This is a genomic window from Rhizobium sp. C104 (assembly GCF_022354505.1).
In the GTDB taxonomy this organism is placed as follows: domain Bacteria; phylum Pseudomonadota; class Alphaproteobacteria; order Rhizobiales; family Rhizobiaceae; genus Rhizobium; species Rhizobium redzepovicii.
The window spans coordinates 1800254-1819946 of the sequence record NZ_CP092348.1; the positions used below are offsets into that span (position 1 = coordinate 1800254).

21 protein-coding genes and 4 pseudogenes are annotated in these 19693 nt (G+C 60.9%); 6 read left to right on the top strand and 19 right to left on the bottom strand.

Going from position 1 to position 19693, the window contains the following annotated elements; translation table 11 throughout:
* Nucleotides 1-59: 59 nt before the first annotated feature.
* Nucleotides 60-892: pseudogene (locus MF410_RS10045) on the top strand (universal stress protein).
* A 227-nt stretch (nucleotides 893-1119) separates the two neighbouring features.
* Here the strand turns inward: MF410_RS10045 and MF410_RS10050 are convergent.
* The 5 genes from MF410_RS10050 to blh are packed head-to-tail and all read right to left on the bottom strand — an operon-like array spanning nucleotide 1120 to nucleotide 4370.
* Entirely contained in the window at nucleotides 1120-1917 is a 798-nt protein-coding gene (locus MF410_RS10050; protein ID WP_097625184.1) for a sulfite exporter TauE/SafE family protein, read from the bottom strand.
* Nucleotides 1899-2330, bottom strand: a complete 432-nt coding sequence (locus MF410_RS10055) for a YeeE/YedE family protein (RefSeq protein ID WP_097625183.1) — start codon at nucleotides 2328-2330, stop codon at nucleotides 1899-1901. Before MF410_RS10055 ends, MF410_RS10050 begins: the two co-directional genes overlap by 19 nt.
* Nucleotides 2327-2737 (bottom strand): hypothetical protein, encoded by a 411-nt coding sequence (locus MF410_RS10060; protein ID WP_097625182.1) that lies wholly within the window; start codon nucleotides 2735-2737, stop codon nucleotides 2327-2329. Before MF410_RS10060 ends, MF410_RS10055 begins: the two co-directional genes overlap by 4 nt.
* Nucleotides 2734-3081, bottom strand: coding sequence for a sulfite-sensing transcriptional repressor BigR (bigR, locus tag MF410_RS10065; RefSeq protein WP_097625181.1), 348 nt, complete (start codon nucleotides 3079-3081; stop codon nucleotides 2734-2736). Before bigR ends, MF410_RS10060 begins: the two co-directional genes overlap by 4 nt.
* Nucleotides 3072-4370: a bifunctional sulfur transferase/dioxygenase Blh gene (gene blh, locus MF410_RS10070; protein WP_097625180.1), complete on the bottom strand. Its 1299-nt coding sequence runs from the start codon at nucleotides 4368-4370 to the stop codon at nucleotides 3072-3074. The genes bigR and blh overlap by 10 nt, the downstream gene beginning before the upstream one ends.
* A gap of 119 nt (nucleotides 4371-4489) precedes the next feature.
* Here blh and MF410_RS10075 point away from each other — a divergent pair, with 119 nt between their 5' ends.
* Nucleotides 4490-4708 (top strand): hypothetical protein, encoded by a 219-nt coding sequence (locus MF410_RS10075; protein ID WP_239620366.1) that lies wholly within the window; start codon nucleotides 4490-4492, stop codon nucleotides 4706-4708.
* A 21-nt stretch (nucleotides 4709-4729) separates the two neighbouring features.
* Here MF410_RS10075 and MF410_RS10080 read toward each other — a convergent pair whose 3' ends face one another.
* Both MF410_RS10080 and MF410_RS10085 read right to left on the bottom strand, forming a co-directional pair.
* Nucleotides 4730-5998, bottom strand: a complete 1269-nt coding sequence (locus MF410_RS10080) for a patatin-like phospholipase family protein (protein WP_097625179.1) — start codon at nucleotides 5996-5998, stop codon at nucleotides 4730-4732.
* A gap of 64 nt (nucleotides 5999-6062) precedes the next feature.
* Nucleotides 6063-7391 (bottom strand): hypothetical protein, encoded by a 1329-nt coding sequence (locus MF410_RS10085; RefSeq protein ID WP_097625178.1) that lies wholly within the window; start codon nucleotides 7389-7391, stop codon nucleotides 6063-6065.
* Nucleotides 7392-7725: 334 nt separating this feature from the next.
* Between MF410_RS10085 and MF410_RS10090 the strand changes: the two genes are divergently transcribed.
* On the top strand, nucleotides 7726-8196 hold the full coding sequence (locus tag MF410_RS10090; RefSeq protein ID WP_097625177.1) for an MEKHLA domain-containing protein: 471 nt from the start codon (nucleotides 7726-7728) through the stop codon (nucleotides 8194-8196).
* Nucleotides 8197-8251: 55 nt separating this feature from the next.
* Here the strand turns inward: MF410_RS10090 and maiA are convergent, their stop codons facing one another.
* The 4 genes and pseudogenes from maiA to hppD all read right to left on the bottom strand — a co-directional run bounded on the left by maiA (nucleotide 8252) and on the right by hppD (nucleotide 12456).
* Nucleotides 8252-8884, bottom strand: coding sequence for a maleylacetoacetate isomerase (gene maiA / locus MF410_RS10095; RefSeq protein ID WP_097625176.1), 633 nt, complete (start codon nucleotides 8882-8884; stop codon nucleotides 8252-8254).
* On the bottom strand, nucleotides 8881-9906 hold the full coding sequence (locus MF410_RS10100) for a fumarylacetoacetate hydrolase family protein (protein WP_097625175.1): 1026 nt from the start codon (nucleotides 9904-9906) through the stop codon (nucleotides 8881-8883). Before MF410_RS10100 ends, maiA begins: the two co-directional genes overlap by 4 nt.
* A pseudogene (gene hmgA / locus MF410_RS10105) lies at nucleotides 9903-11286 on the bottom strand (homogentisate 1,2-dioxygenase). The gene MF410_RS10100 and the pseudogene hmgA overlap by 4 nt, the downstream one beginning before the upstream one ends.
* 59 nt (nucleotides 11287-11345) lie before the next feature.
* Nucleotides 11346-12456 (bottom strand): annotated as a pseudogene (gene hppD, locus MF410_RS10110) (4-hydroxyphenylpyruvate dioxygenase).
* Nucleotides 12457-12585: 129 nt separating this feature from the next.
* Here hppD and MF410_RS10115 point away from each other — a divergent pair.
* The gene (locus MF410_RS10115; RefSeq protein ID WP_097625172.1) at nucleotides 12586-13086 is read left to right on the top strand and encodes an Lrp/AsnC family transcriptional regulator; all 501 of its coding nucleotides are present in this window, start codon (nucleotides 12586-12588) and stop codon (nucleotides 13084-13086) included.
* A 35-nt stretch (nucleotides 13087-13121) separates the two neighbouring features.
* Here MF410_RS10115 and MF410_RS10120 read toward each other — a convergent pair whose 3' ends face one another.
* Nucleotides 13122-13583 (bottom strand): Lrp/AsnC family transcriptional regulator, encoded by a 462-nt coding sequence (locus MF410_RS10120; RefSeq protein ID WP_097625171.1) that lies wholly within the window; start codon nucleotides 13581-13583, stop codon nucleotides 13122-13124.
* A gap of 124 nt (nucleotides 13584-13707) precedes the next feature.
* Between MF410_RS10120 and MF410_RS10125 the strand changes: the two genes are divergently transcribed.
* The gene (locus tag MF410_RS10125) at nucleotides 13708-14499 is read left to right on the top strand and encodes a phenylalanine 4-monooxygenase (RefSeq protein ID WP_097625170.1); all 792 of its coding nucleotides are present in this window, start codon (nucleotides 13708-13710) and stop codon (nucleotides 14497-14499) included.
* Nucleotides 14500-14547: 48 nt separating this feature from the next.
* Here the strand turns inward: MF410_RS10125 and MF410_RS10130 are convergent, their stop codons facing one another.
* The 7 genes and pseudogenes from MF410_RS10130 to MF410_RS10160 all read right to left on the bottom strand — a co-directional run bounded on the left by MF410_RS10130 (nucleotide 14548) and on the right by MF410_RS10160 (nucleotide 19154).
* Nucleotides 14548-15555 carry a L,D-transpeptidase family protein gene (locus tag MF410_RS10130; RefSeq protein WP_179867098.1) on the bottom strand — a complete coding sequence of 336 codons (1008 nt, stop codon included), beginning with the start codon at nucleotides 15553-15555 and terminating at the stop codon, nucleotides 14548-14550.
* Nucleotides 15556-15632: 77 nt separating this feature from the next.
* A pseudogene (locus MF410_RS10135) lies at nucleotides 15633-16516 on the bottom strand (hypothetical protein).
* Between the two features lie 108 nt (nucleotides 16517-16624).
* Nucleotides 16625-16939: a hypothetical protein gene (locus MF410_RS10140; RefSeq protein ID WP_097625167.1), complete on the bottom strand. Its 315-nt coding sequence runs from the start codon at nucleotides 16937-16939 to the stop codon at nucleotides 16625-16627.
* Nucleotides 16940-17031: 92 nt separating this feature from the next.
* Nucleotides 17032-17613 carry a BA14K family protein gene (locus MF410_RS10145; RefSeq protein WP_097625166.1) on the bottom strand — a complete coding sequence of 194 codons (582 nt, stop codon included), beginning with the start codon at nucleotides 17611-17613 and terminating at the stop codon, nucleotides 17032-17034.
* Complete coding sequence (locus MF410_RS10150) at nucleotides 17610-17777, bottom strand: hypothetical protein (RefSeq protein WP_165503983.1); 168 nt, start codon at nucleotides 17775-17777, stop codon at nucleotides 17610-17612. Before MF410_RS10150 ends, MF410_RS10145 begins: the two co-directional genes overlap by 4 nt.
* A 46-nt stretch (nucleotides 17778-17823) precedes the next feature.
* Nucleotides 17824-18645 carry a DUF1236 domain-containing protein gene (locus MF410_RS10155; RefSeq protein WP_097625165.1) on the bottom strand — a complete coding sequence of 274 codons (822 nt, stop codon included), beginning with the start codon at nucleotides 18643-18645 and terminating at the stop codon, nucleotides 17824-17826.
* Between the two features lie 110 nt (nucleotides 18646-18755).
* Nucleotides 18756-19154 carry a DUF1236 domain-containing protein gene (locus MF410_RS10160; RefSeq protein WP_097625449.1) on the bottom strand — a complete coding sequence of 133 codons (399 nt, stop codon included), beginning with the start codon at nucleotides 19152-19154 and terminating at the stop codon, nucleotides 18756-18758.
* Between the two features lie 199 nt (nucleotides 19155-19353).
* On the opposite strand from MF410_RS10160, the gene MF410_RS10165 reads away from it, so the two are divergent.
* On the top strand, nucleotides 19354-19635 hold the full coding sequence (locus MF410_RS10165) for a hypothetical protein (RefSeq protein WP_097625164.1): 282 nt from the start codon (nucleotides 19354-19356) through the stop codon (nucleotides 19633-19635).
* Nucleotides 19636-19693: the final 58 nt, after the last annotated feature.

The following is a 19693-nucleotide window of genomic DNA, read 5'->3' on the forward strand; positions in this document are numbered from 1 at the left end:
AAAGAACGTCGCCGCAAGTGCCGTTATCCTCTCGATATTCAACAAGAGAGGTGATCGAAATGTCCATTCGCACGGTAATGAGCATCCTGACTTCCAAATATTTCGACGAAGACCTGAAGGCGGCCGTGGAGTTTTGCGGGGCCTCCGGAGCACATCTCAGCGCGGTCGTGCTCTGCATGGGAGCGTCGCCGATGATGGGAGAATACAACTCCCTGTCGACCGTCTGGCTGGAAGAACGCCAACGCGAAATCGAGGAACTCGTCAAGAAAGCCGAAGAGATCAAGGCGTATCTCTCGCGCACCGGACTGTCCTACGATGTGCAGGACGTCTATACGGAATATGCCTTTGCGCGGGAGGACATTGCAGAACGGGCGCTCTATGCCGACGTCGTACTTGTCGGTCGCCAAGCCTGCAAGGACGAGGAGCTCCAGAAACGGGTCATGGATGGCGCTCTGTTCCGGACGCCGACGCCGGTGATCATCAACCGCGGGGGCGGCCGCTCTCTTCTACTTCCAAATCGATCGTGCTGGCGTGGGATTCGAGCGACGAGGCGTCGCGTGCCGCAAGGCAGGCCCTTGACCTGTTGAAGACGGCCGACTGCGTCTACGTGACGATGATCGATCCAGTCTCGCGAGAGCGGGTGAATGGAGAGGAGCCAGGGGCCGACATCGCAAGCTTCCTCTCCCGTCACGGGGTCAAGGTTCAGGTGGATCGTGTGGCCAGCGGCGGAAACAGGGCTGACGAGATCTTGAGGCAGCATGCGACGGATGTGAATGCCGATTTGATCGTCATGGGCGCATACAATCACCCTCGCTGGCAGCAGACACTTTTCGGAGGCGTGACGCGTAACATGATCGAGCAAAGCAGCATGCCAATATTCATGGCGCATTGACGCAGGGAGCCACGGCCGCGCTCCGTGTGCGGCCGTGCCGGAGTGGTAGCATGTCGCTTTCAGAGACTATGGGGACTGAACATCTGGTTCTCCAGCAACGCCGCCGCTGGGCTCTACGAGATGGTCAACGTGTTGGTGTTGAAAGGGTCGCTCGCTCTTCATACGCGAAGGGTCACTTCTGGCCGGAAGTCGCGGCTCGTCCGCTGTCGAGCCCTTCGCTTGGCGCCCTAGCCCGGCACCACCGTCCCCCAGTGCCGATACAAAATATAAGCAGCAACCACGAAGATAAGCGCTGCGAACAGGCGGTTGAGGATGTTCTTGTAGGCGCTGAGCCGCGCAGCGAGCAGCATGCCAAAAACACCGCCGACAATGCCACCGCCAATGAACTCGGAGGCAAGCCACCAATCTACCAAGCCTGAACTGGCATAGCTCAGGGTCGTCGCCAGTCCGAACGCAGCGACGGAGAGGAGAGATGTCCCGATCGCGTTGATCATCGGCATGCCCGTCGCCAGCATGAGGCCGGGAACGATCAGGAAGCCCCCACCGATGCCGAAGAAGCCGGATGCAGCGCCGGCGGCGAGTGCCACGGCCGCGGTGGCAAGGCACATCTTAAGATCGACGGGCCGGCATTCTATCGATACTGGCTTCCTGGGCTTCAGCATCAGGACGCCGACGACGAGCATGAGGATGCCGAACAGGAAAATCAGGCGATCTCCGTCCATCGCTTTGCCGAGACTGGAGCCGCCGAGGGCGCCGACGACGCCGAGTGCAGAGAAGACGGCCGCGCAGCGCCACCAGACGTGGCCCTTGATCGCGTGGCTGGCAAAGTTTGCGAACGCATTCACCGAAACAGCGAGCGCACCCGTTCCGATCGCGATATGCGGCTGCGTCACCCCCACCACATAGAGCAGAAGGGGCGTTGCCAGGATGGACCCGCCGCCGCCGAGCAGGCCGAGCATGAAGCCGACGATTTCGCCGGAGCCAACTGCCGCCCAAATGGAGGTGTTCACGTCCGTCTGCTCCATACTCTGTCATACAAGGTCATCCCGATCAGCATGGCGACGACGAACAAGAACGTTTGCGGAAGGCCGAGCGATAGGGATGCGACTGCCGGACCGGGACAGAAGCCACCGATCCCCCAGCCCAGGCCGAACAAGGCCGAACCAACGACCAGCGGAGCATCGATCCGACGGTTCATCGGCACGTGGAAGCTGTCGTCGAAGGCGGGACGCTTCATCCGTTTCATCACCTGCACTCCGATAAAGGCGACGACGACGGCGCCGCCGAGAACGAAGGCAAGGCTCGGATCCCAGACGCCGAACACGTTGAGGAAGCCTTGGATCCGGACCGGGTTCAGCATGCCGGACAGGGACAGTCCGAAGCCGAAGACGATACCCGAGGCGAGAGCGGCCACGAATTTGTAGATGTTCCGCTTCATAGTCCGAGACCTCGCAGTATTGCGACGGCGACCGCGCCGGCGGTCAGGAACGTGGCGACCGCGACCATCGATCGCGTAGACAGGCGGGCAAGCCCAAGCACGCCGTGTCCGCTGGTGCAGCCCGATCCCATGCGTGAGCCGAAGCCGACAAGCAGTCCGGCCACGATGAGCAGCGGCCCGCCGGTGGTGATCTGCACGACCGGCCAGCCGCCGAACATGAGCAGGTATGCGAGTGGCCCGAGCAGCAGCCCGAGCACGAACGCAAGATTGGTGGTCAGTCCCACGCCTTGGGCGAGACGGCCGACAATTCCGCTGACCCCGGCAATCCGGCCGTTGAGGAGCAGAAGCATGGCAGCCGATGCGCCGATCAGCATGCCCCCGACCAATGAGGGCAGATACGCGTTCATTTGTCATCCTTCACGCAGAAGATGTCATAGAGGGCAGCGACCAGTTGCGCGGCCTTTTCTTCCGTCAGGCGATAGAAGATCTGTTTCCCCTCCCGCCGGGTTTCGACAATCCCGGAGCCACGCAGTACCGTCAGGTGCTGCGACAGATGCGGCTGGTGGACGTCGAGCTTCTCTTCAAGCTCGCCGACCGAATACTCGCCTTCCACGAGCGAGCAGACGATCATCAGGCGCGCCGGATGGGACAGCGTCTTCAGCAGGTTCGCTACCTCTCCGGCCCGGCTGGCCATCTCGGCGGGGGAAAGCCCCGCCCTCATCATCGCCTTTAGATCGGTCGTCATTCCCATGCTGCTCCCTGCAGTGCATCGAGTGGAAACTTGAGGTAACGCCTGCCGTTGGCCTCCGGCTCCGGCAGACGTCCGCCGCGGATGTTCACCTGCAGGGCATGAAGGATGAGCTTCGGCATCGGCAGCGTCTTGTCACGCCTCGTCCTCAGCGTCACGAATTCCTCTTCGGTCACGCCGGAAAGATGCGGGTTGGACTTCATCTGCTCCACCACCGTGCTTTCCCATCGAGGCGCTCGACCGTCCGGCTGGTAGTCGTGGCCCGTGAATATCCGCGTCTCGTACGGGAGCGCGAGGATCTCCTGTATCGACTTCCACAGGACGCGGGCGTCACCGCCGGGGAAATCGGCGCGTGCCGTACCGCTGTCGGGCATGAAGAGCGTGTCGTGCACGAAGGCCGCGTCGCCGATCACATAGGTGATGGAGGCGAGCGTATGTCCCGGAGAGAAAAGCACTTTGGCTTTGATCGAGCCGACCTCGAAGGTCTCGCCATGGGCAAACAGCCGGTCCCATTGGGAGCCGTCGGTGGCAAGCTCAGGCCAGTTGTAGATGCCCTTCCACAGCTTTTGGACGTCCACGACGCGTTCGCCAATCGCTGTCTGCGCGCCAGTCTTCTCCTTCAGATACTCGGCCGCCGAGAAGTGGTCGGCGTGCGGGTGGGTGTCGAGGATCCACTCGACCGTCAGCCCGTTGTCGCGGACGTAGTCGAGGATCGCGTCGGCATTGATGGTCGCCGTCGCACCGGCCCTCTCATCGAAGTCGAGCACCGGGTCAATGATGGCGCACTTACGGGTCGCGGGATCGGACACCACGTACTGGACGCTCCAGGTGCGCTTGTCGAAGAAGCCCTCCACCTGCGGCCTGCGGGCAGCATGTTGCACGAGCCAGGCTGCGGCGGCGCTGGTGTCGAAGCCGCGGCTGCGTCCGAATTCGACGACCTCGTCGGCAGACATGCGGCCGTCAAGGGCCTCGCCGATCAAGTAGAGGCTTAGCGACCGAGTGCCGGTCTTGCAGTGGGCGAATACGGGTCCCTCGGATTTGTCGACCGCGCGCTGGAACGCACGCACATCCGCCTCGGTGATCGTGCCAGCCGTGACCGGCACAAACGCATAGGACAGGTGGCAGTGCTTCGCCTCCTGGCTTTCGGCTTGCGTTCCAGGCTGGGCAAGATCCTCGTCGTCCGGTCGGTTGTTGATGAGTGTCTTGAATCCTTTGTCATGAAGCGACTGGATGTCCTCGATGCTCGGCTGCGGCGAGATCGATAGTTTCTCGGATATTATCGTGACAGGCATGACTAGCTCCGCGTCCAATTCATTATACGATCTAATATAATATATATTGATTTATCTTCAAGGTGAGGCACGGAACTTTGTGCTCACCCAATGGCTCCCGCGAAGAGGAGATAGCAACCATGGCCACGACGACGAACCGGGTGAGAACCCAGACATCCGACGAGATCAACCGGCGCCTGCGCTGGCAGATGGAGGAGAGGGGAGATCTCTACGATCTCGTGGCAGCGGGTACGACAAGCCGCCAGTCCGACGACCAGATCACCGTCTTCAAGAATGGCGGCGACGCGCATCTCGATCTGATGATGGCGAGCTACGTCGTCGATGCGGTCAGTGCCTAGGTCGACAGCGAGACCGGCGGTTCAAAAGGGCAGGAAACCGAAGAGGCGCTTGCTTGCGCGTGCCGCCCAGGAGGGCTTCACCGTCCCGGCCGCCAAGGGCGGGCCGGAGGATGGCGCCAGCGGCGATTGATAGAAGCGATTGAGCATCGCGTCGCAGACATAGTGTCCCCAATTCGTCAGATACTCCGTTTCCCTGGCGCCGAGGAAATGAAGATAGGTGCCGACCTCGGAGGGAACGACCGACGATGGCGGCAGCGTGTAGGAAGCATAGGGCGCGAGTTCGGCATCCCTGCTGTCGATCGACCAATAGACGCCGCGCGTTCTTGCGCGCAGAGCCGATTTCGAGGGAGCATCGAGGCCGAGCAGATCAGCCTTTTTGGCCGCCTTGAAGCCGCCGATCAGGTCTCGCCGCCTCAGCGCCCTCACCTGATTGTCGGTCGTGTGGAGCACGCGCTTGAGCTGGCTGAGATAGTTCCAGTATCCGCGGGTGGAGGAACGCCAGGGCGCGCCGGCATCGCTGACGAGCAGGCAGTCGCAGCGCTTCAGCGCCGGCTCGATGCCGTGATTGTCGTAAACACCGCCGTCGCTCAAGATTGCCCGGCCCGGAGCGACAGCTTCGCCAACCGTATCATCGAGTTTTTCCCGCCTCCACGAAAACTGTGACAGGTCCACACGCAGCGGTGACAACACGGGCGGGAATGCGGCGGAGGCAGCAACCGCGGTCGCGAGCGACAATGCCGGATGAAACGACACGCCGATCCGGTAATCCGCGATATAGCGGTTGGACATGCGGAAGAGCGAGCCGGTGCTGAGATTGCTGGCGCAGAAGACGAACCAGGGCGATCCCGGCAGGTCTTTCAGGCTTGGCGACTTTCCGTCGAACAGATGTCGGTCGTAGAGTTTGGCGGCTTCCTCCGCCGCACTCGAGAAAGGGTTGAACACGCCCTTCAGGAAGCTTGGCCCATCCGCAAAGACCTGGCTGAAGGCCAGGATGCGATCGACATATTCCGTCTTGAAGTTGACGGCGACGTCATTCTCAAAGATTAGCCGCGGCCACACATAGGCGAGCAGGCCGGAGGCGATCGATCCGCCGGAGACCGAGGAGATCATGTCGAGCTTCGCCAGAAGACCGGCCTCGTTCAGCCTTACCAGCGATCCCGCATGGAAAAGCATGGCTCGATAACCGCCGCCGGAAAGGCAGAGGCCGAGTTGGTAGCGTTCGGCCGGCTTCTCGGGTTCGTCGGATGCCGGCAGCACGGAGTTCGATTGGGAATGCTCGTTTTCTGACATGCTCGGCCTCGCTCAGGAATGTGAGTTTCCCAACATCTCTTCCTCCGGGCAACGACCGGTCGCGCTACTTGCTCGTATATCGGCGGGAATTGGCATCGCATTTGTGCCACTCCCAGTTTATTCCGGCTTCGCCTTCATGGCCGTAGCACCATTCGACACGATTGAGCATCGGACCGAGCTCGTCGCGCCGTTTGCACGCCCGCTGCGTCTCGGGGCCCTCGACACTCGTGCGGCAGAAGTCGTCCAGTCCTGTCCACTGATGGATCAACCGGTCCGGCGCCTTGGCTCCCTTGTCGGTGGCGAGCACCTTTCCGGTCTCGGACTCGATCTGCAGAGAGGCCGTGTTCCAAACAAAGGAGAATTCCGCCATGCCGGAGGACGTCTTACCCGTGTCCCTGTTTCCGGCAAACCACTCGACAACTCCCGACATTTCGCATTTTCCCGCACAACTGGCAGTGACGGAGCCCGGCTTGACGCTGTAGATGCGCTGCGGCCAGCGTTGGGCGAAGGTCGCCTTGTCCTTTAGCACGACGTCTTTATCGACCGGGTTTCCGAAGAAGGAGACCTCGTCGGCATAGATGCTCTTCATGAAATCAACAGCCGAGGCGTTGTCTTTCGACCATTCGTCATTGTATTGGTTGACGAAATCAACCGCTTCCGTGGTCAGGTCGCCGGGTTCGGATGCGGCCGCCTCCTCGGAAGCGCTTGAGTCCGACGGCGTGACGGCGGGTGTTGCGCTCACCTCAGGCGCCGCGTCCTCAGGTGGCGACGCGCTTTCTTGCGGCGCGGGCATGTCCTCGGGCGTGTTGATGTTCCAGTTCCGCATTTCCGCAGCAGTGAGATACCTTATATCGGTGCTGTCGATCGACAGGCTGAGCTGCAGCAGATTGGGGCTTACCCCCATGTCGGTGAGATAGCCGATGATCTCCCCGGTCATCACTTGAACGGTCGAGACTGCCAATTTGTTGTCCATGGGAACATCGTCGGATAGGGAAACGCGATGTACGCCGATGGAGCCCGGCTCGGCAAACCGTTCGACGCCACCGACGAAGGCGAAGGCGCAGGCCGACGCACATTCCAGGGCTCTGATCTGCAGCGTTTTTGCATTCAACGCGCGGATGGCGCGGCCGAACCTGATCGCAGCGACCACGTTTCCGCCGGGCGAGTCAAAGCTGATGTAGTCCGGACGGTACTGCGTATATTCGTCGACAAGCGTCATCGGATCGTCGAAGAATTCAAACACACCCTTTATCACCAGACCACGCTCTCCCGGGGCGCCGTCCAGACGTTGGTAGGAAATGGCTGCATGCCCCTCTCCGGCCATGGCGACGAACGCCAGCAGCATCGATATGAATGAGACGGATCTGCGCATTATTCCCCAGCCCTCGAGCACCTCTACCTCTCCTGTCGTCATTCGCAGCATAGCTTGCCAGGGTGTGGCCGGATGACGAAATCACCTGCCCCGTGAATCCCGGCGTCCGCGCTCAGCCGACGCCGATTGCGTCTGCAGAACAATAGCTTCGCAGAGAATGTTGATAGCGACCCCAGCAGCTTACGATCAATGCACAACGGGCGATCTTCTGGCAAGTGTCACAATCAGAAGTGTTGAGACAAGGTAAATGCCGGTCCTCGCCGGAAAGGATCACGGTTCGCCAGACATCATAGACCTATGCAATGAATATCGGCTATGTCGCCTGCACCGAAGCAGTTGACCAACGAGGCACTTCGTGACTTCTATTTATGGCAATCACGCCCTTGACCTGAGGAGCGATCCCGATTTCTTCTCCCTCCTCACTGGCAGCCACCTGCGCATTATAGGTCGCCCTCTTGTTCAGGAGGGGCAAGGGCCGGACTGGCTCTACAACCTCGCGCCTTTCGTGGTCCTCGCGCACAATGCCCTGCCCGACCCGCGCTTCATTTATGCGAACCGCATCGCGCAGACCTGCTTCGAATATAGCTGGGATGAATTCATTACGCTGCCCTCGCGGCTTTCGGCCGAGCAGCCGGATCGCGCCGAGCGTCAGCGGCTGCTGGACAGCGTGACCCGCGATGGTTTTGTCGAGAATGGCCGCGGCCTCCGGATCGCGAAATCGGGGCGGCGTTTCTGGATCGAGAACGTGACCGTCTGGCAGCTTATCGACGAAAGCGGAACGCGACTGGGCCAGGCGGCGACGTTCCCTTCGTGGCGGGACGCGTAGTCTCTCCGCCCAATCGCCGAGCCTCAGCCTAATGCCTTGTACCAAGACGGTGACGTTACGGCTTTACGCAGTCGGGATGCGCCGCCTGGAAGGCCGGCAGTTCGGCGCACCGGGTATCGATATCGACGATGCGTTTGAGATGCGTGAGATCAACGCCCCAGCGACGGGCGTTATAGACTTGCGGGACAAGGCAGAGGTCGGCCATCGTTGGCTGATCGCCGAAGCTGAAGGTTCCGCCGGCGTCATCGATCATCGCCTCCAGTTTGCCAAGCCCGTCTGCGATGAAATGCTTCATCCACTCCTCGCGCGCGCCAGCCTTCTCGGTCACCTCAATCAGATGCGCCACGACATGCAGGTTGCAGATCGGATGGATGTCCATGGCGACCGCATAGGCCAACGCGCGGACATGCTGACGGTCGGTGATGTCCGATGGTAGCAATCGACATTCCGGGCGTAGCTCGGCCAGGTATTCGATGATGGCCAGCGACTGGGTCAGAACTTGCCCGTCGATCACCAGGGTCGGCACCAGCCCCTGCGGGTTCAGCGCGAGATAGTCCGGCTTCCTGTGGGCTGCCTCCAGAAGGTTGACTGGCACCGTCCTGTAGTCGATCTCCAGCAGGTTGAGCGCGATGCGGACGCGATAACTCGCCGACGATCGCCAGTAGTCGTAGAGAACGACCTCGCTCATTCCGCCCTCACTCCGCCATAGCGTTCGACCGTCTGCTCGATCGCCCCGAAGATCGAATGGCCGGCACGGTCCTTCATCTCGATGCGGACCTGATCGCCGAACCGCATGAAGGGCGTAGTCGGCGCGCCGGTTTCGATCGTCTCGATCATCCGGATTTCGGCGATGCAGGAATAACCGTCGCCGCCGTCTTCGACCGGCCGGCCCGGGCCGCCGTCCCGCTTGTTGGACACCGTTCCCGAGCCGATGATCGTTCCGGCCGCGAGATGGCGGGTCTTGGCGGCATGGGCAATCAGCTGGCCGAAATCGAAGGTCATGTCGATGCCGGCATTGGCCTTGCCGAAGGGTTTGCCGTTCAGGCTGACGAGCAGCGGCAGATGCAGCTTGCCGCCATCCCACGCCTCCCCCAGCTCGTCCGGCGTCACCGCAACAGGCGAAAAGGCCGAGGCCGGCTTGGACTGGAAGAAACCGAATCCCTTGGCCAGTTCCTCGGGGATCAGGCCGCGCAGCGACACGTCGTTGACGAGCATCACCAGGCGGATGGCGTCGCGGGCGGCCTCAGAGCTTGCCCCCATGCCGACGTCGCCGGTGATGACGGCGACCTCGCCCTCCATATCAATGCCATGAGCCTCGTCGGCCGCGACGATCGGATCGCGCGGCGCGAGGAAGACATCCGAGCCGCCCTGGTACATCAGCGGGTCGGTCCAGAAGCTTGCCGGCATCTCGGCTCCGCGGGCCTTGCGCACCAGTTCGACATGGTTGACGTAGGCGGAACCGTCGGCCCATTGATAGGCCCGCGGAAGAGGTGACGTAGCGTCATGCTCGTGAAAACGGAGCGTCGGCTGGGCGCCGGTCTCGATGCCTTCGGCAATCAGCCGGAGTCTCGGCGCCACATGCTCCCAGTCGTCGAGGGCTGCCTGCAGCGTGCGGGCGATGTGGCCGACTTCCGAGCAGCGGGTCAGGTCGCGGGACACGACGACGAGGCGGCCGTCCCTGGTGGAGTCCTTCAAGGTCGCAAGTTTCATGTGTCGATTCCGATGCTATCACTTGATACCGGGGTTCCGTCGAACTTGCGTTCCAACCCGTCCCAGCACTCGAGATAATCGTCCTGCAGCGTTTCCAGCTCGGCGGCGTATTTCGTCAGTTGCTGCGGGTATCGGGTCTCGAACATGAAGGCCATGGTGTGATCGAGCTTCACCGGTTTGAGCTCGGCATTGGCTGCCTTTTCGAAGGCGAGCGCATCCGGCCCGTGCGGCAGCATCATATTGTGCAGGCTGATGCCGCCGGGCACGAAGCCCTCCTCCTTGGCGTCATACTGGCCATGGATCAGCCCCATGAACTCGCTCATGATGTTGCGATGATACCAGGGCGGACGGAAGGTATGCTCGGCCACCAGCCAGCGCGGCGGAAAGATCACGAAATCGACATTCGCCGTGCCGGCATCTTCGGTCGGCGCGGTCAGCACCGAAAAGATCGACGGATCGGGATGATCGAAGAGGATGGCGCCGACCGGAGAAAATGTCCTGAGATCGTATTTGAACGGGGCATAATTGCCGTGCCAGGCCACGACATCGAGCGGCGAATGGCCGATCTCGGTGACATAGAATTTTCCGCACCACTTCACATGCACGCGGCAAGGCTTCTCCTTGTCCTCGTAGGTGGCGACAGGCGTCTTGAAATCGCGCGGGTTCGCCAGGCAGTTGGCGCCGATCGGGCCACGTTCCGGCAGCGTGAATTTGGCGCCGTAGTTTTCACAGATGTAACCGCGCCAGACCGGCTGCTCGCCGATCCTGAGGACCTTGAACATCATGCCGCGGGGGATGAGGCATATTTCCAGCGGCTCCACATCCATGATGCCCATTTCGGTGAACACCCTGAGGGCGCCGAGCTGCGGCACGATCAGCAGTTCGCCATCGGCGTTGAAGAAGTAATCGTCGACCATGTCCTCATTGAAGACATAGGCATGGGCCGACATGCCGACCTGGGTCACGGCATCGCCTGCCGTCGTGATCGTCCGTACTCCTTCCAGAAAATTCAGTCTTTCGGTCGGCGCGGGGATAGGGTCCCAGCGAAGCTGGCCGAGAGGGAGCGAATGCTCGTCGAGGCAGGGCGCGGTCTTCCAGAGCGGATAGGAAGCGTTGGAGAAGCGGCGGGTGTGACGCACGCTCGGGCGGATGCGGTAAAGCCAGGACCTCTCGTTCGTGCCGCGCGGGGCGGTGAACGGCGAGCCGGAAAGCTGCTCGGCATAGAGGCCGTAATTGCATTTCTGCGGGCTGTTCTGGCCCTGCGGCAAGGCGCCGGGAAGCGAACTCGGTTTCGAAGTCGTTGCCGAAACCCGGCATATATTTCAGTGTGTCCGTCGCCGCGGCTTCACCGCCGGACGTCTGGATCGATGTCTGGTCCATGCTCAACTCCTCCCATCACTCTCGCTGCGCCGCGCGTCTTTTCAGACGTGCGAGAGAGTTTACTCCGCCGCCGTCCCGATGACACCACGCTTGATCTGATCGGCCTCGATCGACTCGAACAGCGCCCGGAAATTGCCTTCGCCGAAGCCTTCGTCGCCCTTGCGCTGGATGAATTCGAAGAAGATCGGGCCGATCACGGTTTTCGAGAAGATCTGCAGCAGGATTTTCGTCATGCCGCCATTCACCACGCCCTCCCCGTCGATCAGGATGCCGTGCTTCTTCATGCGCTCGATCGGTTCGCTATGGCCGTTCACCCGTTCATAGGACATGTCGTAATAGGTCTCCGGCGGACCCGGCATGAAGCGCAGGCCGTTGTCGGCAAGCCGGTCGGTGGCGCCGTAAATATCCTCGGTGCCGACGGCGATGTGCTGGATGCCCTCGCCCCGGTACTTCTTCAGATATTCCTCGATCTGGCTGGTGTCGTCCTTCGATTTCATTCAGCGGAATGCGAATCTTGCCGCAGGGCGAGGTGATGGCGCGGCTGACCAGACCGGTGATGCGACCGTCAATGTCGAAGAAGTGGATCTGCTTGAAATTGAACAGCTCGCGGTAGAAATCCCACCACTTGTCCATATTGCCGCGGAAGACATTGTGCGTGAGATGGTCGAGATAATAGAAGCCGATCCCCTCAGGACGCGGATTGCGCTCACCAAGCCAATCGAACTCGACATCGTAGGCCGATCCCTTGGCGCCATAGGTCTCGACGAAATAGAGCAGCGAGCCGCCAATGCCGACAATTGCCGGAACATCAAGCATCTTGTCGTCACCTTCATAGGGAACGGCGCCTTTCGACACGGCATGGTCGAAAGCATGTTTGGCGTCGACGACCCGCCAGGCCATCGATGCGGCGCAGGGACCGTGCTTATCGACAAAGTGAGCGGCATGGCTGCCGGGCTCGGCATTGACGACATAGTTGATGTCGCCCTGGCGCCAGACGGTGATGTCTTTCGTCTTGTGCCTGGCAACGGCTACATAGCCCATGCGCGTGAAAAGTTCGCTGAGCTTCTCGGGTTCGGGATGCGCGAACTCAACGAATTCGAAGCCGTCGGTGCCGGCCGGGTTGTCGGCGGTGATTTCGGATGGCGGCGCATCATGCGGGAAAGGACCCATTTTCTCCTCCTGACGAGATGGAGTTTAACTGTGCAAAGTGTGGCGCAAAACACGTGCAAAATCCTTGCATTCTTCATATCAAGAGAAGATATTATGCACGGTTCGTGAGCAATGTGGAGATTTCTTGCAATGGATGAACAGCTCGACAAATTGGATTTGCGCCTGCTCGAGGAACTGCAAAAGGACGGCAGGTTGACGAATAACGAACTGGGGGATCGTATCGCGCTTTCACCGTCGCAATGCTCGCGCCGGCGCACGCGGCTGGAAGCCGAGGGCTATATTCGCAGCTACCGGGCCTATCTCGATCGGGAGAAGCTGGGCCTGGATATGCTGGTGGTCATTTCCGTGACGCTTGCGACCCACAATAGAGACAATGCCCGCCGATTTTCGCAGTTGATCAACGGGCTGCCGGAGGTTCTCGAAGCCTATGCCTTGACGGGTGAAATGGACTACCACCTGAAGGTGGCGGCCCGCGGCCTCGCCGACCTTTCAAAATTCGTCAACGACGTTCTCTTGCCGCACGAGTCGGTCCAGCACGTGAAGACCTCGATCGTGCTCGACACGCTGAAGACATTCGAGGGCTTTCCTGTGCACATGCCGGGCGGCCGGCATGGCGACAGCATGCGATAAGTTTGAAAACATCCCCGCCCCGCCGGCGGCAGGCGTCAGAGCGGCAATTCGGTCGAGAATTTCAGTTCGCGCAGCACGAAGCTCGAGACCACGGTGCGCACGTGCGGGTTGCGCATAAGGTAGCGCGTCATGAAGGCTTCGTAGCTTTCCACGTCCCTCGCCCGGATCTTGAGCATATAGTCGAAGGCGCCCGACAAGGCATAACACTCCATGATCTCCGGCCGCTCCAGCACCACCGTAGCGAAAGAGGCGACTGCCTCTTCATGGTGATCTTCCAGCGTCACATGCGCGATCACGCAGAGCTTGAGATCGAGTTTGCCGGGATCGAGCAGCGTCACCCGCTTGCGGATAACACCGTCGGCTTCAAGTTCCTGGATCTTCCGCCAGGCGGAGCTCTGCGACATGCCGGCCTTCTCAGCAAGATCTGCCAGCGACAGGCTGCCGTCGGCCTGGATGAGCTGCAGAAGGGTGCGGCGAAAATTCCCAGTTTCTTTCATTTCTAGCCCCAGGCTCGGGAAAATTTGCCACCATTATTGCAAGACCCAAGATGAAAGAAAAGAAAATCCGCCGAAGCTGGAGGATAATGGCAACCATATCGTCGTGTTCCGGGAGGATCAGCCTATGACCAAGGAAAGCAGCTACACCGCTAAATTGCCCGGCCCGGACGGCCTTTATGACTACACACCCGAGGAAGACGCGATCTGGGGCGAACTCTACCGGCGCCAGATGAAGATGCTGGCCGATACTGCCTGCCGCGAATATCTAGACGGCGTCACATTGCTGGGGCTCAAGCCGGAGAAAGTGCCGCAGCTTCTCGATGTGAACAGGCGCCTGAACGAGACCACCGGCTTCGGCGTCGAAGGCGTGCCGGCGCTCATCCCGCCCTCGCGCTTTTACGAGCTTCTGTCGCAAGGCAAATTCCCGCTGGCAACCTTCCTGCGCCGCCGCGAGCATATCGACTATATCGAGGAACCTGACCTCTTTCACGAGGTGTTCGGCCATTGCCCGCTGCTGACCAACCAGAGCTATGCCAATTTCGTGCGCCATTTCGGCGAAACCGCCGTCCGTCTCGGCAAAGGTTATTCCTGGCACCTGTTCCGCATCTTCTGGTTCACCGTCGAATTCGGGCTGATCAACACGCCGCAGGGCCGCCGCTGCTTCGGCGCAGGCATTGTCTCGTCGCCAAGCGAAGCGAAAGCGGCAACCGAAGGCACGACCTGCGAGTTTCGGCCGTTCGATCTGCTGAGTGTGCTGAGGACGCCCTACCGCATCGATATTCTCCAGCCGATCTACTACGTCATCGACAGCTTTGCCGATCTGGAGGCGATCGTGGAGCAGGATATCGAGGGCACGATTCTCAAGGCGAAATCGCTCGGTGATTTCGCTCCCGCTTTCGAAGCCAAGGCTTCGTAAACGCCGACGGAGCGAAACGAGGGCGGGGATTTGGCGATCTCTTCCCTCTCACTTCGGAGCGGCTGAACTTCGATCGACGAAATCGACCAGGATGCCCGGCTTGACCATGCCGGCCAGTTCTTCAACGTCCCAGTTCGTCAGCCGCACGCAGCCATGCGAGCCAACCTTGTCGATCAGCTTTGGCTCAGGTGTCCCATGTATGCCATAGGTCGGCTCGGTCAGATCGATCCAGACGGTGCCGACCGGGCCGTTCGGCCCTTTCGGAATGGTCAGGACCTTGTCGTTCTTTCCCTGCTTGAAGTTGCGCTTCGGGTCATAGCGGTAGACCGGCATTCTCGCGACGCCCTTGACCTTGTGTTTGCCCGACGGCGCCGGGTTGTCTTCGCTGCCGATCGTCGCGGGATAGACTGCAAGCAGCGCTCCGTCCTCAGCATAGGCGAGCACCTGGCCCGTCTTCCTGTCGGCCTCGATCCTCTTGACCTTGCCTTTCCTCGGGGGACCGGGATTCACCACCCAAACCGTGTCGCCAGGCGCAAATTGCGAAGCCGGGTTGAGCGCATTGACGAGATCGATACCCATGTGGAACCGCTCGGACAGCTTTTCCGCAACGCTGGTATATCCCAGGCTCTGCATCTTGGCCTTCTCGCCATAATCCTCGGGTATCCGATCGACGAGGCCCTTGGCATCGTCCGCCGAGACGACATAGCTTTCAACGATCGGGATCAGGGCATCCTCTTCCAACCGGGAAACGACGTTCGGATCCGGCCTGCCATCGACGGGCAGGTTGTTCATGGCCTCGAAACCGGCCACCGCCTTGTTGACGTTCTCGCCGGCGAGCCCGTCAATGACGCCAGGAGATGCGCCTGCCCGGTCGAGAAGGACCTGGAGGCGGACGATTGCCGGGTCCGGATCTTCGGACGAGCGCTTTTCTGTTTTGATTGATGCAATCGAAGCGGCGTTGATCGCATCGGGTTTGAGTTCCGCCGCGACACCATCGCCAACGGAGATGATCAAAGCGAGCAGCGACATCGACAGGGCTGTTTTCATAGACGACAAATGGCCATCGCCGAAACTTGTTCCATCGAGCAAAGATCCTCGGACTTTAGGCTTAGCCGCTTATGTCCTCCTTCAAATCACAGGTGCGTCCCACGCCTCCTGGCTTCCCGCGATCTTGCCGCGCGCCGCGCCGGCCTCAGTTCCGCAATCGTCGGCAGCCACCACTCGGCGCCTTGAACGGCAGGCGTTTTCGCAGGCCAGGTGCGGAGGAGTTCTTCGAGCGTGGGCGCCCGCCAATATCCCCAGACGTGATCCTCGGTCACGCCGGGATAGAAATCCGCGACGATATCCGGGTCGGCCAGTTCGCCGGTGATCTCAGTAAAGATGACAATGCCGTAGGAGATGGCGACCGGTCTTCCCAGCGGCGGCAGGTCGTTGCCGGGAAGCGGGTAGCGATGACGCTTTCGTTCCGCAGAGCGCAGCTTGCTGCGCTTTTCCAATTCCGTCCCTTTCCGCTCCTCGGCCCGGCGCCGTCTCTCTTCCGGCTCGTTTCTGCGAGCCGCCGCCTCGATATCGGGCCATCTGCGCCTGAGGTCCTCATAGGATCGGAAAGGAACGTGCCATATTCTGAGATCGCCGTCCCAGCGAGAGAACGGCACCTCGCGCAGTTCGTCGACGACGGTTTTCGAGTATGGCGTGCGGATTCGAAAACCTGCCTTGCCGAGTTGAAGATATGGGCTGTCGATCGGATCGAAGGAAAAGAGTCGCGCCCCTTGGCATCCGCATGGGCGTCGGCTTCGGCCTCCAGCTCCGCAAGCCATCGGCCGATGCGGCGGGGCGCCGTCCGGCCGGGGACGAACCAGGCCTTGCGAGCGTCGCTCCAGCGGGCACGGGGGAAACGCTTTCGGAACTGCTCGATGGTCATCCTGTCGTAGGGGAAGGACACGTCGGCACCGGACTTGGGATCATCTCCGCCGGCCGGCACCTCGTCACGATCTGCCGGGGATTTTGTTTCGGTCATGGACAGAGAACGTTTGCACGAAGGGATCGGTTTCCAGTGGACGGCCGGAAGCGACCAAATTTGCACTTGGAAAAACGAGGCCGCGAAAAGACTGAGGCCAATTCCTCTTCAGTGAATTGTCTTCAATCGCGTTTCCGCTTGTGAACCATCCTGCAGTGTCGCCATTAGCTTTTCAAATTCGTTCAGGACACGATTGAATTCGGCGTCGGGCATGCCGGTGATCTCCGCTATCGTCGAGGAAACGGAGGCAATGAGCCTGTCGATCCAGATGCAGCGATCGGCCGGTACATGGCCGAGAACCTCACGCCGATGGGTCTGCAGTTCGCGCAGAATGCGGACGATAAGGGCGCCTCGGTCCGTCCTGCTCAGGAACCGGAGCCTTGCCTGCGCCCTCTGAATTTCCGTTATTAGCGTCGTCGCCATCCCCTGATCTCCGACCCTCAATGCAACCGATATCACAACCGTAGCGTTTGAAACACGGACTTAGGTCCGACATTGACGCGGCATGGCGATGATCAATTGCTCGCCGCCACGATGACCGGCGCGTCGCAGTTGCGCCGCGGCCCGCCCCACGGCTGATATGTATTGTCCTCAGGCCGATACGACCTGTAGCGAGCGGCGCACCAGGCCGCCGCCTGCGGGTTCACTTGCGGGCTCGCGCTTTCATCGGCCGCTGCGACATCAAGCTGGTGCGGCGAAGAGCAGGCGCGGATCTCACCGCTATAGGATCGATAGCTGTTGGTCGCAGGATCGAAGGAGCGGTAGCGTTGCGCGCACCAGGCAAGGTGCTCGGCCGAAAATTTTGGTTGCGGCGGCGGGGGTTCGGTTGACGGGCTGGTGGGATCCGGCTTCGCCCTTGCCGTCATGACGGCCGGCGCCTCGGTGACATAGCTGGAATAGACGGGCGCAATCCGTTCATAGCGCTGCCGATGGGGCTCGACTTTCACCGGCCCTGTCGTCCAAAGATCGGGCTCGGCGAGGTTCTGCAAGGCATGCGGTTGGGAATCCGCCACGACGTGGGAGGCAACGGATGCGGCGGCTATGCAGGCCCCGACCGAGCTGACAATGCCGAAAGCGACGGATGCGAGGCCGTTCATTGTCCTGTTCCCTGCTGTTGAACCTGTGGAACCCAGACGCGGCCAGCCGTGCTGCCTTGTCGGCCGCCGGTGACGACAAGTATGGCGAGGATACCGGCGATCGCCAGCAGAATGGCGATCAGCGGCAGAGCCAGGCCAGCGGATTTCTCTTCGGAATAGATCATGTTCCTCTCCTCATCCCGGCTGCGCAAGGCCGCCGGGTGCCGGCTGCTATGCCGAGATGATGTAGACGATCGTCAACGCAGAGGGATCGACGATGACGATCCGGCCGTCGGCGAGGATGAAGAAACGATAGGCCTTGTACTGCGGAACGATTTCCACGATCCGCGGCGGCAGCGGCTCGAGCCTGATCTTCTTCGGGATGGCCGTGCCGACCGAAACCGTGAAATCCGTCTCACGAACCGGCTCGACATGAACGTCCTTCACGACAGTCCGGATTTCCGTCTGCTGCTCGACCGAGATGTTGACGTTGGTCGTGTTGTTCGCCTCGGTCTTGGCGGTGTTCTTGGTGTTGCTGTCGACGGACGTGTTGTTGTTCTCGACGTTCGTCTTGCTGTTGGACTGGGTCTCGGTCGAACTGCCGGAAGACTTCGCGGCATCGCCGGATTTTTGGGTTTCGCCACCGATCGAGGTGCCGGTGGATGTCTGGGAGTCCTGGCTGCCGGCGGGCTTCTGGCTTTCCGTCGAGGACTCTTTCGACTTGGGCGTCTTCGAGCTGTCAGAGCTTCTGGACTGCATCTTTGCGCCCGGCTCGGTTGCCGTCTGACCGGAGGATCCATCGGTGGCGGCCCCAGAGGATGCGCCCGACGAGCTTCCGTCGGAGCCTGAAGGTTGCCGCGTGCCCTGGCTTGTCGATGTGCCCGCACCGCCCGCTTCCGGCTGCTGCGCGGCACCACCGCTGGACTGGTCGTTCTGAGCCGCACCCTTCTTAGGCAGGATCGGCGCATCCTGCGCCGAGGCGGATATGATGCCGATTGGCGAGACGCCGATCGAGAGTGCCGTCATCAGGACGGCGGGTATCCTGGTCTTCATAACAATCTCACTGATTTTGTCCGCACGACGTCGCTACTGCGCGCCGTGCGGCCGTTCTAAACGATGATTTCGGGAGTGAGCCGCGGAACGGGGCCGCGGAGAGGATCAAGTCACTTGATAACCTGGATCACCTTGCGGGATGACGGTTCGACAATGACACGTTCATCATTGACCACCGCGTAGGCATATGTCGGATCATCCGGAATGGGCGTCACGACGACCGTTTCCGGCAGCGGTTGTCCGACGACAACCTTCTCCTTGACAACCACGCGCGCCGATGGGGCCGGAGCCTCGCGGACATAGGTGACAACCTTCTGCGGCGGCGGATCGATCGCGGTGCCCACGACCGCGCCGGCAACCCCGCCGACAGCAGCGCCGACGGGACCGCCGACGATTGCCCCAGTGACCGCACCGCCGGCCGCGCCATTGACGGTCGAGGACTGGGCGAATGCAACGCCTGACATAAGAGCCGCGGCGGTTGCCGCGCCGACAATAAGCTTGGAGAGCATATTTTCCTCCTTCTGTTTTGAAGCGGCCTTGGTGACCGCTGCCAAACCAACCAGTTGGAAGCGGGGTCGTTCCACGCCCCGGACCTCAGTCCGATCGATCCCGGCCTTTGGTCCTAAACGCATTTCAATGTTCGTTGCGGGCGCTACTTTCAGATCAAAAGGCGTTGTCGTTCCGGGCCTAAGCAGGAGAAAGAACGAGATGGCACGATCCAACCGCAGGGAGGCGGGACGCAGACGCCTGGCGATGCGGCTGCCGGAGATGCGGAAGCCGATCATGGAAACGCGCGACCCACGGCTGCTCCAGCTTTTCGAGGCGTACCAGATGGCCGTCGAAGCGCGCGACGCCATTCGCAAGCGGCGGTTCGATTGGAAACTGGTGCGGGAGTACGACGAGACCTGTTTCGAGATCGAAAAACATGTCATCCGCGCCATACACGAACCTCCCCTTGCGAACAGACAGAAGGCCGGCGAGCCGTCATAGCGTGCCGGATAGGCCTTTGAACATAGCGTGTGGAGGGTGATTGGTGCGCAGCCCCCAG